This is a genomic window from Arthrobacter sp. ISL-69 (genome assembly GCF_018613775.1).
In the GTDB taxonomy this organism is placed as follows: Bacteria; Actinomycetota; Actinomycetes; order Actinomycetales; family Micrococcaceae; genus Arthrobacter.
Map to the genome: position 1 here is coordinate 61,692 of NZ_JAGGPO010000001.1, position 17,353 is coordinate 79,044.

At 62.3% G+C, this 17,353-nt stretch carries 5 protein-coding genes; all 5 read right to left on the bottom strand.

The features are described from left to right. Positions 1-945 precede the first annotated feature (945 nt). The 5 genes from J7I79_RS00290 to J7I79_RS00310 are packed head-to-tail and all read right to left on the bottom strand — an operon-like array spanning position 946 to position 17,294. Positions 946-2,184 (bottom strand): McrC family protein, encoded by a 1,239-nt coding sequence (locus J7I79_RS00290; protein ID WP_214948835.1) that lies wholly within the window; start codon positions 2,182-2,184, stop codon positions 946-948. Beyond that, positions 2,184-5,141, bottom strand: coding sequence for an AAA family ATPase (locus J7I79_RS00295; RefSeq protein WP_214948836.1), 2,958 nt, complete (start codon positions 5,139-5,141; stop codon positions 2,184-2,186). The genes J7I79_RS00290 and J7I79_RS00295 overlap by 1 nt, the downstream gene beginning before the upstream one ends. A gap of 53 nt (positions 5,142-5,194) precedes the next feature. Next, positions 5,195-9,256 carry a DNA methyltransferase gene (locus tag J7I79_RS00300; protein ID WP_214948837.1) on the bottom strand — a complete coding sequence of 1,354 codons (4,062 nt, stop codon included), beginning with the start codon at positions 9,254-9,256 and terminating at the stop codon, positions 5,195-5,197. Then, complete coding sequence (locus J7I79_RS00305; protein ID WP_214948839.1) at positions 9,253-12,114, bottom strand: helicase-related protein; 2,862 nt, start codon at positions 12,112-12,114, stop codon at positions 9,253-9,255. Before J7I79_RS00305 ends, J7I79_RS00300 begins: the two co-directional genes overlap by 4 nt. Beyond that, positions 12,111-17,294, bottom strand: a complete 5,184-nt coding sequence (locus tag J7I79_RS00310; RefSeq protein ID WP_214948847.1) for a DEAD/DEAH box helicase — start codon at positions 17,292-17,294, stop codon at positions 12,111-12,113. Before J7I79_RS00310 ends, J7I79_RS00305 begins: the two co-directional genes overlap by 4 nt. Positions 17,295-17,353: the final 59 nt, after the last annotated feature.

Sequence of the window (17,353 nt, forward strand, 5' to 3'; positions counted from 1 at the left end):
GACGAACCTCCGCCAGATCTTTCTGAAGCGCTTGAGCAGCGCGATAGCGTTCGAGGTAATTCAATGAATCAACCTCCAGTACGGCTATACGTTCCAAAAAAGTCAACGCCCACTCTTGCCTCTGAGTGACCCTGACAGGAGTTTTTATACAAGGAGACAAAGCCTCCTCAAGGACCTTTCTATGGTCCTCGCAAATTTTCTCCCCTGCTAGCCGAAACCGATGCATGAGCTCATAGACCCCCGACCGAACCACCGGCGAAACTGAAGAATCACTGAGCAGCCTCGAATGTAGATTATCTACGTCACGTAAAACTTGATTCACGTCGCTGAGCAGCCACACTTCACCAGATTTGTCGCGCTCTTCAACCCTGGAAACTATTTGTAGATAACACTGTTCAATCGATGGCCCATTAGACACTTTGAACTCCCAAGGGATCGCAACTTTAGGTTATTGCGGGTTTAGTATTTCCACAATTTAGCAAGGAATGCCCTATGGAATCTGCGAGTATCGCTACTCGGAAAGTTCATTTCTTCACTCGCTCCCGAATGCCTATGAAGGTGCCCAGGACCGGTTGCTGGGCCACACGCCAACGCCATACTGTGCCGTCGCCGGCATTTCACCACAACTGAAGGCCCGACGCTGTCGAGGGTGGACATGTCAGGGTCTCTTTTGGGTTTTGGTTGCTTGGTCGCTACCAATTCAAAGAAGCTCTGACCCTTTCCCGCCGCACCACGCCGCAACCGAAGACCGCGCCTCGGCGGTTCGATCAGCCCGCTCTAAAGACGCTCATCTGCGAAGGGCCCCGAATCCCTGGGCTTCCAGAGAGTTCCGTCCCGTGACTGGTACGTGCCCGGCGAGGAGGGCTTCTCTGGGTGTTCCGGCTGGAGGTGTAGCCGGCTGTTCTCCTGGCTGAACGCGGGCGCAACGCGGCCTCAGACATAAACCTACGAGGCGCTATGCACCTCGATTTCCTGCCGGATCCGCCATTCCAGGAAGGAAGCCACCGCGAGACTCTCCACGCGAGCCAGGAGGCATTCAGGCGTTTGCGAAAGATCAATCGGAAACTCCACGACGGAAATCTCTGTGTTCCTAATTTTCCGCACACGCGGGTTTCCAGGTCCAGCGTAGACGAGCCAGGCTCTCGAAACGTCCAGCGCCGTGCAATAGGCCAGCATTTGATAGTGGTCGGCATTTGGGTACGAGCCCCCCGGCGATGCTGCCTTGTACTTGGCATCGAACACCATGGCCGGCTCGCGATCGATGGTGTGGACGATGTCGACCAACATCCGGACGCGAGCGCCCGAGCGCCCATTAGGCTCCGCCTCGTCGAGGAACGCCGGGTATTGCCCGACGGTCTCCCCCCGATATGTGTCCAGTGCCTCTATCAACGCGGTCGTGAGGAAGTCCTCGAACACAGTGGCCATATTCACCACAAATGAGGCAACGGAATGAGTGCCGAGCCCCGCTTCGGCCGACATGTTCCGGAGAATGATCTCGGCCAATCGGAGCGCCGGAAGGTACCTCTCGTTCAACCGGGATTCAGACCAGGCCGGCAGGGAGGCACCAAACCTGAGCTCGGAGACTCCATCCAGCTTGGAATCCAAGTGGGCCAGCTTCCAACGCACGTCATCGGAAAGCCTCGGGACCTGCATCATCAATCGGATGGCAGCCCGCAGGATGCGGTTCTCCGGGATGTCCACGGTGAAGTCGTCGTAGGCGACTTCCAACGGCAGGAGCATGCCGGGGCGGCGGGTCATCTGATCCCCCACCCGGATCCGCCCTCGGACTGTCCGCAACGCCTCCTCAACATGGACGTATCCATTGAGCGCACCGCATTCCAGCGCCCGCAGTCCCTGGCGGGCCAGCGACTCGCCCAGTGCCGCAAACAGGTCGGTGTCTTCGATGCCCGCAACGTCTTCCGGACGGAAGCCCGGGTTTCCGGCGTAACCGAGCAGGAACAGCAGCCGGCCGAGACCGACCTTCTGCTTCGGTTTGACCTCGACCAACAAATCGCCGATTTGGACGGCCCCCACAGTTCCCGCGGGCAGCACCGTCCACATTCCGCCGTGAGCCGGCAGCACCGTCACCAGCCCGGTGTCCCGGAGCATCGCGGCAACTTCCGGATCCAGCAAAACTGGATCAGCCGAACTTTGCAGTTCGTCGAGGACGATCGACCTGAACATTAGGTGGAAGTATCTTCCGAATCCGTCAACAGCTGCTCGAGTAGCTCGGCGCCGTCAGCATCCAGCACCTGCTCAGCGGACTCCGGGGAAGGATCCACCGGCCCAACCGCACTCGCAGCCTTCCGCCTCATCGCCGCCAGCCCGAACTTCTCTCGAACCTGGTTCCGCTTCAGGCGCCCAAAATACTGCTCCTCCAGCAGCGGCAGCAATTCGTATTTCCAGATCTCCTCGAGGCCCTGGTCCGTCCCGGCGTGCGGCTTCATGAAATAGGACGGCCCGATCATTAGGTCGCGGTTCGTGTCCTCGATCTCGTTGTTCAAAGCATTCAGGAGGTCGGCCCTCAGCGACGGCTTGCCGTTTGCCGTGAGAAAACGTTCCAGCAGTCCCGAGATCATGCCTTCCTGCGGATGCAATTCGACAAAGGCGAATCGGCGCCGGATGGCAGCGTCCACCATGGCGATGGACCTGTCCGAGGTATTCATCGTGCCGATGATAAACAGGTTGGGCGGCAGGGCGAAGATCTTCTCCGGGTTGTACTGCAGATTAATGCCCTCGTTCCGATACTCCAGCAGGTAGTACAGCTCGCCAAAGATTTTGGCGAGGTTGCCGCGGTTCATCTCGTCGATGATCAGGAAGTACGGCTTGTCACGGTTGCCTTCCGACGCGGCCTCGTCCGCAATGCGCCGCAACGGCCCCGCTTCAAGACTGAAGCCGACATTTCCGTCCTGGCTTTTCGCAGGCCGGTAGCCCTCAAAAAAGTCCTCGTAGGCGTAGGAGGGATGGAACTGGACCGTCTTGACGTGGTCTGCGTGCTCCTCCCCGGCAAGGAACTTGGCGATTGCCGTTCCCAGATAGGTCTTGCCCGTCCCCGGAGGACCATAAAAGACGATCTGCTGCCGCGTCTGCAGAAGCCGGATCACCTCCTGCAAGTGCTCTTGGCCGACGTTGAGCTTTCGCGCCAGTTCCGGCGTGGCTTTCCGCAGTTGAGGTACGACGGCGATCTGCGGCGTGGGTGCCGCATCTTCCGTCTCTTCGTCAGGATCAGCTTCTGAGCCATACCAGGCCGTAATGATGGACAGCGCTTCGGTCAGGTCAACTACTGAACCCTGCTCGGCGAGGAGCCTCGGCAAGGGGGCCGGCACGTCTTCGTTGCTGATGGGCGCCTTCTGCCACGCGACAGCCCGCCGCAAACGCGATGACGCATCCTCGACGTAGTGCGCTTCCCCGGTCACCACGCCAAGATACAGACCGTCCTCGAAGGCCGTCAGCACGAAGTCGTCCACTTTCATGACGCTGAGAAAGCGGTGGTACTCCGTCGCTCGGAGCTTTCGCTCCGAGTATTCGATGTGCTGGTAGCCCTTGTTAACGGCAGCCTGGACTTGGTTGAGTTTTGAGCCCGCAGCGGGTGACCCCAGGTGCTGTGCGGGTGTGGACACGAAGCCGTCCTCCAGCCAGGGGTGCAGCATTGCCGTCCCTGCCTGGCTTTGCCTGACTAGCCACGCCCGCTGCCCGGAATCCTCGGACTCCGTGCGCCACTGGCTCAGGTAGGGTTCCCGATACCACTCCACGAATTGGTTTGTGTTGCCCTGCTGGACCAGCCGGATGCCGTGCAGGTCTTTGGCGATGGCGGGCCCGTCGTTGACGTTTCGGCCAGTCGTTCCGCCAATGATGCCAGCGAATGCCTTCCAGATCTCGATCCGGTGATCATTCTTGACCACCGGGGGGAGATGACCGGGCCAGGCCAAATAGTCGACGCTGTATCGGATCGTTTGCCTGTCATCCGGCACGGACTGCGTGATGGCCCGGAAAGTCCACGGGTCGCTGAGCCCGGCGTCAATTCGGCTCATGGGCTGGGTGGCAACGTACGTAACCAGTCTGCACAGCCACTTCATGTGCTCCGCCACCTGGATGTTGAAACCAACTCCGCCGTTAAAAGCCCCGGGCGTTTCCAATCCCTCTCGCAGCTCTGGCGGCAAACTCACCTGCCCGTCCTCAATCCAAGACAGGATCTTGTTGATCCGCGCCACCTTGGTGACGGGACCTACGTTGCTCAGTGGCAGGACCTGCAGGTATGCCAGTTCGGCCGCCAACAGGATCGTGCCCCGGCTTGCACCCTTCAGCTGGCGTTCGAACTTCGCCATAAAAGTCCCTGTTCCGACGTCGAGATCGCCCCGGGTTTCCAGGTCTTGGGCATTTTCGGCGGTCCATGTAGAGGTTGCACCGTCGATGGGTGACAGGCCGCTGCGGAATCCGGCCTCGATGATTCGTCGCGCCACCGCTTCAAGCGCTGGCGCACATGTCGCAGCTGGCACGCTCAGATCGACTTCGGGAGTCAGTTCCTTGTCGCCGCGCCATTGCCGGAGGCCCGCTGTTTGCTCGGGGCTCCATTCGTCGGTGGGGTCGACGTTTATGACGGTCCATAAAAGGCCTTGGGCATCAAGTCTGTCTCGCAGCGTGATGTCGTGCGCGGGGGCCAGCCGGACCATTTCGTCCAGGGCATCAAGCAGGAGCTGATAGCGCTCGGCAGGGGTTCCATTGGCGCCGCGGTCTTCCCAGTCTACGATTTTGAGGAATTTCTTGACAGCGCGGGCGCGATAGGGCGGGAATATGTGGGGGTCCCTGCCGAGGAGAAGAATCGAAGCGAATCCGACGATGCCACCAACCGAGAATTGTTCCGGGTTGAAGGGTCTCAGCTGCTCTGTGAAAACATCGATCTTCTCCACGTCTGGCTCACCGACCCAGAGGACATCAATGACCTTCCGCAAATCCTCCGGTCGAGTGCGGCCGAGATCCACTAGGCGCATCATGAAGTACTGGTTCATCAAATTCGACGATGAGATGTCTTTGCGAAGCATCTCGAACCAGCCAGAATCGCCCGCCATGTATGCGTCGCGGGTGTTCTTCAGGCGCTGGGCCAAGGCCAGCTTATAGTCGTATTCCTCGGCATCCAGGTCCACAGTCTCAGCGAAGATTGCCGCGAAGGACATGAACTCATTCCACTTTTCCATGCTCATGCTGAGAGTTCCTTAGCTGGGTGTCGAGGGCCTCGGCCGGGCGGCGGGTTGAGAGTCGATTGGAAGGGGACCCCGGTGGTCATGGCCTCCTGCATGGCGTCGTAGGCCTCGAGGATCAGGCGCTTTGTTCGGTACTCACCATGGGTAGCTTCATCTTTGCGGCGAACAATTGGAAATGTATCCATGATGTAGTCCACATCGTCCCTGGATCGCCCAAAGAGTATGAAATAGGCAGCATCAATTTCAGTTCTCAGCACCTCACGACGTTCGGCTTTCCAAACGAAGGGCGGACCTTCTATACCGAGGTCAAGGGCGAAATCGTCCACGTCTACCGCTGTGAATTGAAGCTCCGTTGACCTTAGAGATAGCCAATCAGAAGTGGTCATTGATGCGTCCCAAGGCGTCGGATCCGCCAAGCCCTCAGGAAGTATCGGAAGCTGTCTCATCGTGAAGTACTTGACATGAGTTCCGCCGACCTTTTGACGGGCAACAAAGTCAACCACAAAGGACGAAAGTGCAGAAGATAGCAACTGCGCAACTGGGGCGCCACCGCTTGGAAGCATCAGGAGGTTACCGTCAGGTGCAGCTGAAATGGGAAAAACTGCCGAAATAACCGTCCGTACATCGGTCGCTCTGGCGATGTCTCTCCAACCCATGAGCCACTTTCGGTCCCATTTTCCCTGCAGCTTGTCGTTGACTTCGGAGGCCTCTAGCCAATATTTCGGGACGGCAAGGGTCGTTGCATCAATCTTCTCAGCTTCCGAAAAGTCACGAACTTCCGTACTTCTGTAGGTAGCCCAGCGGTGGTCGAACTGGTGAATCATCTTGGCCTCATACAACGGCAGCATTTTCGCGGGTTTGGTGTTGAGCCCCCGCACAAAGACGTTTCCTTTGAGGGTCCAGTCGTCGCTTTCCAGTTGCTCGCGCGTGTGGAACAAGTTCGAGTCGTTGGCCATATCGAACATACGCATGAACGAGACGCCCCACGGATTTCCGTTGATGGGGTCGTTCTCGTTGATGAGCACAGGGACGCGGCGGTAGATGCCCAGCGTGATTTCCGCGTCGCGGCGGGTGCGGAAGATGGGCAGTGTCCCGGTGTTTGGGTTGATGAGCTTGATTTCGTCCGGTGAAAGGGCGAATTCTGTCGTGGCGATGTCGGCCGGGTCGTGCAAGAAGAACGCGAAGGACGCTGTTTCTTCTTTGGCCAGCCGCCCCGCCATGGTGAGCAGACAGAACTTGAAACGCGAATCCACATCTTCGAACAGGGGCGCGCGGTTCTCAAAATCGTACAGCGCCGCAATGGTGCTCGTCTCCACAAGATCCTTGAAGAAGAACTGGGTGGTGGCGTCCGTGGCAATGCCGGTGGGAACAATAACGCCGGATCGCCCGTGCGGTCCGGTCAGGCTGCGGAACAACTCGGCGAAGACGGCGTACGTGTTGACATCGCCGCGTCCGTTGAGCGGATACCGGCCTGACGTGCGGAGGCTGGCGCTTTGGCCCTCGGCGTTGCGTTTGGCGGCCAGGAATTCCTCATGGAGAATCGGGTCCTCGTCGACGAGCCTCTTGATGAGGCGTGTCCGGGCCGCCGCATTCGGCGCCTTGGCGATGTCCTCATTCCGGGCCGCGAAGAACTCCTGTTCCTGCAGCTTGACGCGCTCCCACGGCGGGTTGCCCAGCATGCAGGAGAAGCCGCCCGGCCATCCCTCAGCGCCGACGTCTTCACCGGAGTCCGGGTCGCCGAAGACCTCGGGGAACTCCAGATGCCAGTGGAAGAAGCGGTATACGTCGGCGAGTTCCCGTACCTTGGCCACTGTCGGGCCGTACCCTGCAGCGGTGCCGGAGTCGCCGAGTTGCCGGACGAGTGAGGACGTCGGCGGTTCGGCCTCGCCGGCTTTGAGCGGCCAGACGAAGGCGGCGCACCAGGAATCAGCGTGGAGGCGCTTCTGTTCCATAGCCGCGGAGTGGTCGAACGCGTCGTAGGCCTTAGCCCGGCTCCTGGCTTCCTCGGCGCTGTCCACGGGTTTGACGAGTTCGCGACGTTGGTTGATCAGCTGCGTCACCGCTGACTGCGTACCGCCGAAGCTGAACGCGTCCTGGCCAAGGGAGCCGAAGAGCCTGTCCGCCTTGCGGGTGTTCTCCGCCTTGTTGCGCTTCTTCGCCTCCGCGGCGAATTTTTTATCGTCGCCCTCCAAGACTGTGAAGGCCCCGTCCGGGACGCCGCCGGCGAGCAGCGCCGGTGTGGTCCCCAGCAGGCTGTTGCCGATTTTGATCCGGGCGTCCAGGAAGCCGAGCGGTTTGCCGGGCTGCATGGCTTCCAACCATAAGGAGACTTTGGCCAGTTCGGCGGCGAGATCGTTCATATCCACGCCGTAGATGCAGCGTTCCACGACATCGTGTAATGCACTTTGCACCTCGGCGGGCGTGGGCTCGTTCTCGGCTGCACGCACCTCGGCCAGGCGACGGGCGATCCGGCGGGCGGCGGCCACGAGGAAGCCGCCGGAGCCTGAGGCGGGGTCGCAGACGGTCAGCGCCAGCAGGCGGCCTTCGGCGTCGTCCGGTGCTGAGGCGCCGTTGACGGCTTGGTCCAGCAGCGGGTCCAGGGCGGTGTCCAGCAGGGCGGAGACCAGGCTGGGCGGGGTGTAGTAGGAGCCGGTAGTCTTGCGTTCGTTCCCGGCCAGATGCGCAAGTTCAAAGGACCGTGTCTCGGTGTCGACGCGCGGCACCAGTTCCAGGAGGGATTCGTAGACGGAGCCCAGCTCTTCGGCGCCCAGGTGGCAGTAGTCAACTGGCTGTAACCGGCCGGTCTTGCCGGCCACCCAGCCCAGGCCGCGGATGGCCTTCAGGAAATCCTGGTTGGCCAGCTCGGCACCCAGCAACAGGTCAGAGTGCGGCTGCCCGTCCAGTCGGGCGGCGCGGGGGTCCGGATCGAAAAGCCCGCCCAACGCCGGCAGCCCCACGGCAGTGAGGCCGTCGCCGCCCAGGGCACCGAGTACGAGCTTCTGGGTGCGCCACAGATCGGGGTGCGGGCCGCCGTCGCGGGTGCGGGCCATCTTCCGCAGCCGTTGGGTGGAGAAATACGTCTCATAGCGGTGGCGTGCTTCGGACGCCACGGCCGGGTCCAGGAGGGCGCCGCGGTCCTCCACCACGAACAGGAACAGCAGCCGGTAGGCGGTGCGCAGCAGGGCCTTGTGGAAGTCACGGTGGCTGAGGTCCCCCGAGTGCAGGGCGCCCACGAGCCAGCGGTTATCCGGGTGGCGCAGGAAGCCCGACCCCAGGAACCCGAGCGCCTTCTCGACGCCGGATCCCAGCTTGTCCAGGGCACGGGCACCTGCTTCGACGGATTCGCTCCGCCAGACTTCGAGCCAGCAGTCCGACGGCGGCGCCTCGGTGCCACCGCGTTTGTCCAGCCGGGACTGGTGGCAGAGCTGCCAGAACAGCTGGAACTCCGAGTAGAGATCCGAGTCGAAGATGATCTCGAGATCGAATTCGATGTAGGCGGCGCCGGCCAGGGCGGTGGAGTCGCGGAGAAGGCGGAGTTTGAGGCCGTTGCTGAGAATGGCCCAAAGGTAGTTATCTTCGCGGTTCAGGAACTCCTGCACCATGGCCTGGGGTGCCCGCCGGGCGGCGCCTTCAACCTTGGGGGTTCGCTTGTCCAGGTCCACGCCGGGGCCGAGCAGATGGATGGGCACCGATTCCCAGCGGTGCGAGATGGGGTAGGCCTCGCCACCGGTCATGAGTCCGCCGGGCGTGGCGGGGACCTGTCCGTAGCCCAGCTCGCGCAGGAGCAGCAGCAACCATTTCTGCCGGGCGTCACCCGTGCCGGCGCCTTGCCCGTCCGGACGTTTGGCGGCGTCGGATTCGCGCCACGCGCTCCAGGCGCCCTGGAGGTACATCCAGGTCCGGGAGGCGGCGTCGCGCAGTGTCTCGGTGCCGGCGAGGTGGAAGCTGGCCGGCGCCAGGCTCTTGGCGTCGTTGGCTTCGCCGGCCTGAATGCGGCCCAGCAGGGACGGGGGAACGACTCCCCCGACGACGGTGATGGCTTGGAATGCCGTGCTCATTTGGTGCCTCCGACCGGGCTGTAGACATAGACGCCCAGGATGTCTGCGGGGAGATTCGGTTCAACCGTGAGGCCGCGGATACCGAGCTGGCCAGCGCGGTCGCCACGGGCGGCGATCCTGACTTCACGGTGGGCATCGCGGATCTGGTCAGCGACGTCGCGGGCTTTCTGGTCCAGCTGGTCCTTGAGCTGGTCCAGGGAACCCAGGATGGCGGCCATCATGTTGGTGACTTCACCAGCGTTCGCGTCCGGTGTGGCGGTCAGGAGCGTTTCCACCGCGTCGTCCGTGAGCCACGCAGGGTTCTGCGGGCTGCCGGTGAAGGCGAGTACCCGGGCCTCTTCCGCCATGTCCGTCTTGTCTCCAAGGCGGGCGGGGAGTACCAGTTTGGTCCGGAAGCGGACCAGCAGTGCCACCGTGAGTTTGTCCACCGCGTTGGTCCTGATGAAGCCGCAGCGGCGGGCCGGCCTTGCCTTGCCGGTGAGGTGCCCGTCGAGGGCGGAGTTCAGGACGTAGTTGGCCGCCGCAGCGACCACAGGGTCCGTCCGGACCAGCACCGAAGCGTTGTGCGGGACCGGGTAGTCGTTGACAAAGCGGATCTTCGAATCCGAGCCCAAAGCGTTCCGGATGCCCGGAACGGCCGCGGTCAGCTCAGCAACGAGCCCATCCGGCGTGGCGTCAACGTGGGCGCCCGTTTCTTCAAGAGCGGCCTTGACAAAGGCCGCGACGTCGCCGGGGTCGCCCAGGCTATGCCGGGCCGAGTCCACCACCTTTTGCACTTCTTCAGGGCGGATGGCGTTCTGGGCGAAGCGGGAGCGGCTGAGCTTCTCCTGTTCTGCGCTGCTGCGCCATTCGGTGTCCAGTTGCTCGGCTTCCGGGGTGAGGCTGAAAAGTTCCAGCTGGTCCCCGTTCTTGCCGCGCATCATGATGCCTTCCAGCAGCGCGGACAGGATCTGGTCACTGCGCGGCGGGACGGGCACGCTGATGCCCAGGTCCCGGCGGATGCTCTCGTGCTTGCGCAGCAGGACATCCAGCACGATGCCGTCAATGCCGTTGTCGTCACCGTAGATGGTGAGGGCGCGTACGGTGTCGGAGAGCTGTCCGAAGCGGTCCACACGTCCCTCGCGCTGTTCGTGGCGGGTAGGGTTCCAGGCGAGGTCGTAGTGGACTACCGCCTGGAAACCGTCCTGCAGGTTCACGCCCTCGGAGAGGCAGTCAGTGGCCACCAGGACCTTCGGCATGTCGCCGGCGCGTTCGGCTTGGGCGGCGATGCGGGCGGCGCGTTCCTCGGAGGGCAGCTCACCCGTGACGACTTCGACGTCGAACTTCTTTTTGCCTTCTTCCCGCAAGTAGTCGGCGACATAGTGCGCCGTGGGGATGAAGCGGCAGAAAACAATGGGCTGGAAGCCCTCGGCGATGAGTGCCCGGATGCGTTTGGCCAGGAGCTGGAGTTTGGCATCCTGACCGGGATTGGCCTGCAGCTCCCGTGCTGTTTTCAGGAACGCATTGAGCTGACGCTTCTCCCAGGACGTTTCGTCCAGGGCGTCCGGCCTGGAGCCGGGCACGACGTCGATGCCTTCACCGCCGTCGTCCTCCACCTGATCCATGACCACGGCCATGCCGCGCTTCTCCGCGGCGGCGTCGGACACCGAATCCTCGGCCACGGCCCGGGTGTTCAGCGTCGCAGCGGCTGACGCGGGCGATGATGCCATGGCGCGCAGCAGCGAAAGGGCGGACCACCAGCGGATCCGTTGGTCCCGCTTGGTGCCGGAGGTGTCCTGCACCTGGCCGCGGACGTAGTTCAGGACAGCGTCGAAGAACGAGCGGTGCTCTGACGACAATTTGTAGGAAACCTCGATGGTCTCCCGGTCGCTGGGGAACTTGGTGTCCGACTTCAGGTAGCTCCGGATGTCCACGCGGCGGCGCTGGACCATGTGGTCCGCGAGCTTGCGGCGCCCCGCCTCAGTAGAGAGGTCGACAGTCTTGAGGCTGCTATCCAGCAGCCCGATCAGGTTGCGGAAGGCGCCATCGTTTCCGCTGTGCGGCGTTGCCGTGACGAGTACAAGGTGACGCTTCGGGTCGTCCGCCAGGCCTCGAACCAATTCGTAGCGCTGGGTGCGGCCGACGCCGCCCTTGCCAGAGTCATCGGCTGTAACGCCGTGGGCCTCGTCCACGATCACGAGGTCCGGAGCGGTCCGCATGAAGTCGTGCCGTTTGGACTCTGACTTGATGAAGTCGGTGGACACAATTGTGTGTTTGAAATACTCGAAAATGGATTTGTCGTAGCCGGCTTCCCCTTGGAGTCGCTTGACGGTGCCGGGCAGAACCAGCTCCGCTTCGATGCCGAATTTTTGGGACAGTTCTTGCCGCCACTGTTGGGCCAGGCTGGGCGGGCACAGAACAGCCAGACCGCTGGCGTCCCCCTGGGCCAGCAGCTCGGAGGCGATCAGTCCGGCCTCCACGGTCTTACCGATGCCGACGTCGTCCGCCACCAAAAGGCGCACGACGTCCTGGCGCAAAGCCAACAGCAGCGGAACCAACTGGTAGGGGCGCGGGCTGACGTTCAGCCCGGCCAGGGACCGAAACGGGCCGCCGCTGGAGCGGAAACCGATACGCAAGGCATCGCGCAGCAACCGGGCGCTCCGGTCATCGCCCAGGTCCGTGGCCAGTGGCAGGCCAAACGACGCCGAGGTCACCTCCTCTATAGCAGGGATCACACCTGCGATGTCATCAGAGGTGCCGCCGAGCGGCTGCAGTACAAGGAAATCTGGTTTGCTTTCCGGCAAAACCACCCATTCCCTGCCGCGGGCCGCCACCAGCGAGCCAACCGCAAAACTGTGCTCCGCCGTCGTACTAGTCACTCCACCACTCCAAATATATTCACGTGTTCATTGACGAAAGCTTCAACATCAGCGTCTTTGCCGCACCTGATGACGTTCCAGTTACCGTAGATCAGTTCCAGCTCGTTGACGGGCTGCCTCGACTCGTCCTCCACAATCACAGCAGTACCCACCGACACTGTAGACGTGTAGATGAAATCCACCAGGTTGCCCTCGACAATTGGACCGATTTCGTCAGGGAGGGTGCGGCCGTTGGCCAGCAGGTAGTCCAAGAGGCCCTGGGCCCGCGTGCTCACCACAGTCCCGGGCGGCATGGCATGTCTGGGTGCTTGCGGCGCTGCTGCCGCCGCCACCGTGAGGGACCCGGCCAGCTGCAGCAGCCTGGCGATGACCAGGCGCCTGTCGATGATTTCGTGATTACGCTGATTCCCATAGGACAGCAGGCACCGGTAGCAACCCCGGACACAGGTGTTCTGGGTCTCTTGCCCCGTTGCAGAGTCAACATGCAGGATCTCCAACGCCTTGGCGGCGACCCGGGCCATGGCATCCGGCTCGCTCTGAAGGCGGCGCAGAACACCCGCCCCGCCCTCCGCGGCCTCGATGAACAGCAACCGCCCGCGGTCATCGTTATCTGCAAGCAGTTCGCTAGAGAGCTCTGAATCTTCAAGCTGGAAGACGGCCTCGATACCTCGCTCCGTGGCGAACTGCATGGTGGTGGCCTCGGCAGGGGTCAGGGTTCCCATCCAGCGAACAATGGCGATATTTCGACGGTCCTCAACGAAAGGCGTGACCATCTGCTTCTTTTTGGACTGTTCCACGCTCATGTCGTCAGTGTCCGTAGCTTCCGGAGCATCCCCTGTGTCCGCGGTGGCTTTCTTCTCCGAGAGCCACTCGCCGGTGATGAGGTCCAGCCAGAAGCCGTGGCGGTCCGGATTTGCACGATTCCGCCGGCCCAGGTTGGTTACCCGGACTGTGGCGCCGTCGCCATAGACGACCTCGCCCAGGACTGCTTGCCCGCTAAGTATCTGGGCGTCGGACCGGCCCGGCTTTTTGCCGTGCGGGGCAAAGCGGTAGTTGGTCACCAGCTCGAAGCCCTGCCGGTTGCGCTCTTCTTCGTCGGCGCTGATCCGCTCGCGGCGGCGGGTGATGACGGACTGGAGCTGCATGAGGTTGGACCAGCTCCCGGCGAGCGGCTCTCGGCAGGATTCGCAGATGTCCAGACCCGCCTTGCGCTCGTGCAGGTACCCGCAGGCCTCGCAGACGCGGGACTCGCCCAGTACGACGTCGCCCACTCCGCCGCCGTCGGAATCTCGAGGAAGGCTGACTCGCTTGACCTGGTAGCGGGCACCTTCGTGATAAATCAAAGAGTCCGGGCCGAACTCGCTGATGGCAAGGAACCGCGAGCGCTGCAGCCAGGTGCTGTTGTTGTCCTTGCCCCTGCGTATGCCGGGGATGAAGGCTGCCAGCGGCAGTCGTGGGAAGGAGTATCCGGGAAGGAAGCCTTCCGATGCCAGATAGCGAAGGGTGTAGAAGTCTGACTGGCCTTTGGAGTCGCTGTCATTGAGGAGGATTTCGAGTCGCTGTCCGGCCTCCCGGTGCCGGTTGGTCGCTGCCTCCCGTTGCTTCGAGTCGGTGGAATGGTCCTGACTCGCACGGTGCGCGGCGTCCTGCTCGGTGATGGCGCTCCGGTACAGCTGGCGCCATCGCTCGCAGGCCTGGTCGAAGCCGGCCAGGGCGTTGTCGATGACGGTGTCGGACCACGATTCGGTCCACCACGGCGTGTCCTCCAGCTCGGCCTCGATACTGCGCATGAGGGCTCTGGCCGATGTCTTGGCCCGATCCGCCGCCTGCTGGTCTGCAAGGACCGAGCTGATTTCCGGCTGCAGCGGGTAGCTCTTGTCTTCGAGTTTGAGCAGGCCGCTCATGGACTTTCCCAGCCCTGAGCTGGTGGCGGCCAACGCCTCGGCCAGCCAGATGGCGTGGACATGGGACCGGATCAGGTCCTCGTTGGCGAAGTCCAGGCGGGGAGGCTGGACCTGCCCGGAAACCATCAGGTTTGAGCGTTGGAAGTAGTAGGAGTCGTGCGGGCTGCCCGTGGCGCAGTAAGTCAGGACCAGCGCGGGCTGGCCGGACCGTCCTGCGCGCCCGCTGCGCTGCGCATAGTTCGCCGGGGTCGGGGGGACGTTGCGCATCGCAACGGCGTTGAGGTCTGCGATGTCCACGCCCAGCTCCATCGTGGGGGAACAGAACAACAGCGGAAGGTCAGCTTCGCGGAATGCCTGCTCTCTGGCTTCGCGGTCTTCGGCTCGGACCTGGGCAGTGTGCTCCGCCGCTTTGAGGCCTGCCAGTTCCTGGCCGGTTTCGAGATACAGGTCCTTGAAGAACTGGATGACACGCGGCTTCTGGTCCGCATGGTAAGTGCGGCGTAGCAGATCCGGAGCGCCGTATTCGCCGTCACCCTTCTTCAAAACCATGCTTGACAGCTTGAGACGGTAGCCGGAGACTTTGCCTTCGACGACCTCGGCAATGAAGCCGGTTTCGAGCAGAATCTCGAAGAGCGACGCGATGACTTCGTCCACTTCGGCGCGCTTGAGCTTGTTGCCGGGCGACGCCGTCTTGGCGAGCCAGCGACCAAATGTTCCATAGGACGTCACGGGCAGGGTGGTACGGAACGCCGTCTTCTTCGGCTCTGTGGTTACGAGCCCCACGCTGGCAGCAGACTCCTGCTCAGGCAACGCCCAGATTCCTGTCAGGAACTCCCGGCTGCGGTTCTTGACCCGGTCCAGCCACTCTCCTGTGAGCTCTTCAGCATCGATGGCCAGCACACGGCGGAACTCGTCCAGCAGAACCCGGATGATTTCTTCACGTTTGCCGGGGTCGGCGTCACGCAGGATGTAATGCGCGCTCTCCCAGCGACGTTCCTGGTCCGCGAGGTTCCTGGCCAGTGGATAGTCGACCACCAGGAGGCCGGTCTGTTCGAGGTTGGGGAGGGTAATCCGCCACCCCCGCTGCAGGTCCCTCAACGCGCGGTAGGTGACCACCTCATTTAGCGCACGCTTGGTGGGCTTCGGGTCCAGGGGGTCCTCGGTGCGCGCGTAATCCGACCATGCCAGGCTGAGCGTTTTGATGATGGCGTCGCCAAGTTCCATGGCCTCAACCCCCTCGTCGCCGGCCGAGGCGACGGCGCGGTACAGGGCAGAGCGAAGCTGGGCGACCTGGACAAAGTCATTGAGGTGGCCGGCCTGCAAGGACGCGTCCTGGCGGTTGTCGACGAAGGTCAGGAGTTTCTTTGCGCGGGGGCTGAGGTCGCTGCCGGCGTCGGACTTCAGTAACTGCACCATCCGGGTGGCAATCACCGTCATGGCACTGCTGCGGCCCTCCTGATCGAGAGTGACGACTTTGGAGAATTCACCGCTTCGGGCAGATTCGTAGGTGACCTGGCAGTTGAGACAGAAACCGAGGCTTCCCGGAACCCAGGCGGCGAGCTGGCCCAGGTCCTTGGTGTAGTCGTTGTCGTGTGCAGCTTCGCCGCCGGGCTGGACCCGGTAACGCAGCGGAATGCGTTTGCGCTTCGACTCGATGATGGGGTTCCCTGAGGCAGCATTGGTGAGCCATGACCCCGGCATGCGGCCAGCTTCGATGGCATGTTCCGGCCATTCCTGTTCGGTCGAGATGTAAAGGTAGCCGTCCTGGCCGTTGTCCGGACCGCCGCTTTCCTGCATTTTCAGCTCGTGACGGGCGATGAAGCGAGCCTCGCCCCCGGTCTCCGTCAAGCGTGCCATGAGGTATTCCTGACCGCACTCGCGACAGAAGGCCAGAGGGTAGAGGCGTTTCTCTGCCTCGCCCGCGGTCAGCTGGAAGTCGGTCTCGAGGAGCCTCGTATCCTCCGACTCCGCGGTGGCATACAGGGAACCGGCTTTGGAGATGAACTGGTGGAGACGGAAGGCGAACAACGGCCGGTTAGTCTCCGTGTGCTTCGCTTTCGAGCCGGCCAGAAGAGTGGCGCGGATGGCCGTGGCGCAGCTGGCTTCTGATTCACCTGTCAGCGTTGCTAGTTCCTGGGCAGCGTTGGTTACCGTCTGGGGCTGCCGGCGAATGATCGTGCCGGATTCCGCTTCGGTGGTCAAGCCGAATGTGTCTTCAATCCAGGACGCCAAGGGGTCCGACGCCATGAGCGTGTAGCCACCTGCGAGAGTGGGGCTGCTGTACTCGGCGTCGCCGCGTTCGCGGACGGCGGCCTTCAGGTCCCCGGGTGAGCGGTGCTGGTTGGTGGTCGCCTGGACCAAAGTTTCCGTAACAACATGCTCGGGCGAGATGAGCGTCCCGAAAATCCTTGAGGCGACCTCGGCAACGTCCCGCTGTTGCTGCGCCATGGTCCCACCGCTGGACATGGTGGCAGACGTTCCGATGCACTGCAGGGTTTGCTGGGCGTTGCACGCATCCCGCAAACGGCGGACGAGCATGGCGACGTCTGCGCCCTGGCGGCCGCGGTAGGTGTGGAGCTCGTCCAAAACGAGGAACTGCAGGCCGGAAGCAGCGCGGATGAGCGATTGGCGCTCTTCCGGGCGTGTCAGGACATACTCGAGCATCACATAGTTGGTCAGCAGGATGTCCGGCGGATTCTTCAGGATGTTTTCCCGGGCCTCGCCGCGTTCCTGGCCGGTATAGCGCGCAAATGTGACCGGTGGCTTGCCATCAAATCCGTTGTCGAGGAACTTGGACAGTTCCTCCATCTGGCTGTTGGCCAAAGCGTTCATGGGATACACGATGATCGCTTTGATGCCCTTGCCAGTGCCCTCGCGAAGGACACGGTCAACGATCGGGACTATGTACGCGAGCGATTTGCCCGAGCCTGTGCCCGTTGTCAGGACGTACGAATCTTTCTTGGCCGCGATTTCAATGGCTTCACGCTGATGCCTGTGCAGAGTGATTGGCGCCGACCCACGATCCTGGAGATCTTTCTTAGGCCTGAAGATAGCGTCGCACTCGGGGTGCAAGAGTCCGCGCCGGACGAGCTCGTCAATCCGCCCACCGGAGCTGAACGACGGATTCAGCGATAACCACGGGTCAGGCCACTGCCGACCCTTGTCACCGAGCTCGACGACGGCATTCTTGATCCGCTGATCCTGGATGTCGACGAAGCCCTCCGTGAAAGAGCGGTAGCCAGCGATCAGCTGATCACGAATTCCGAACGCATCCACGCGTGTTCCCCCTAGTGCAAGACCTGTGATATCTACAGGGAAGCTTAGCGGGGCAGCCG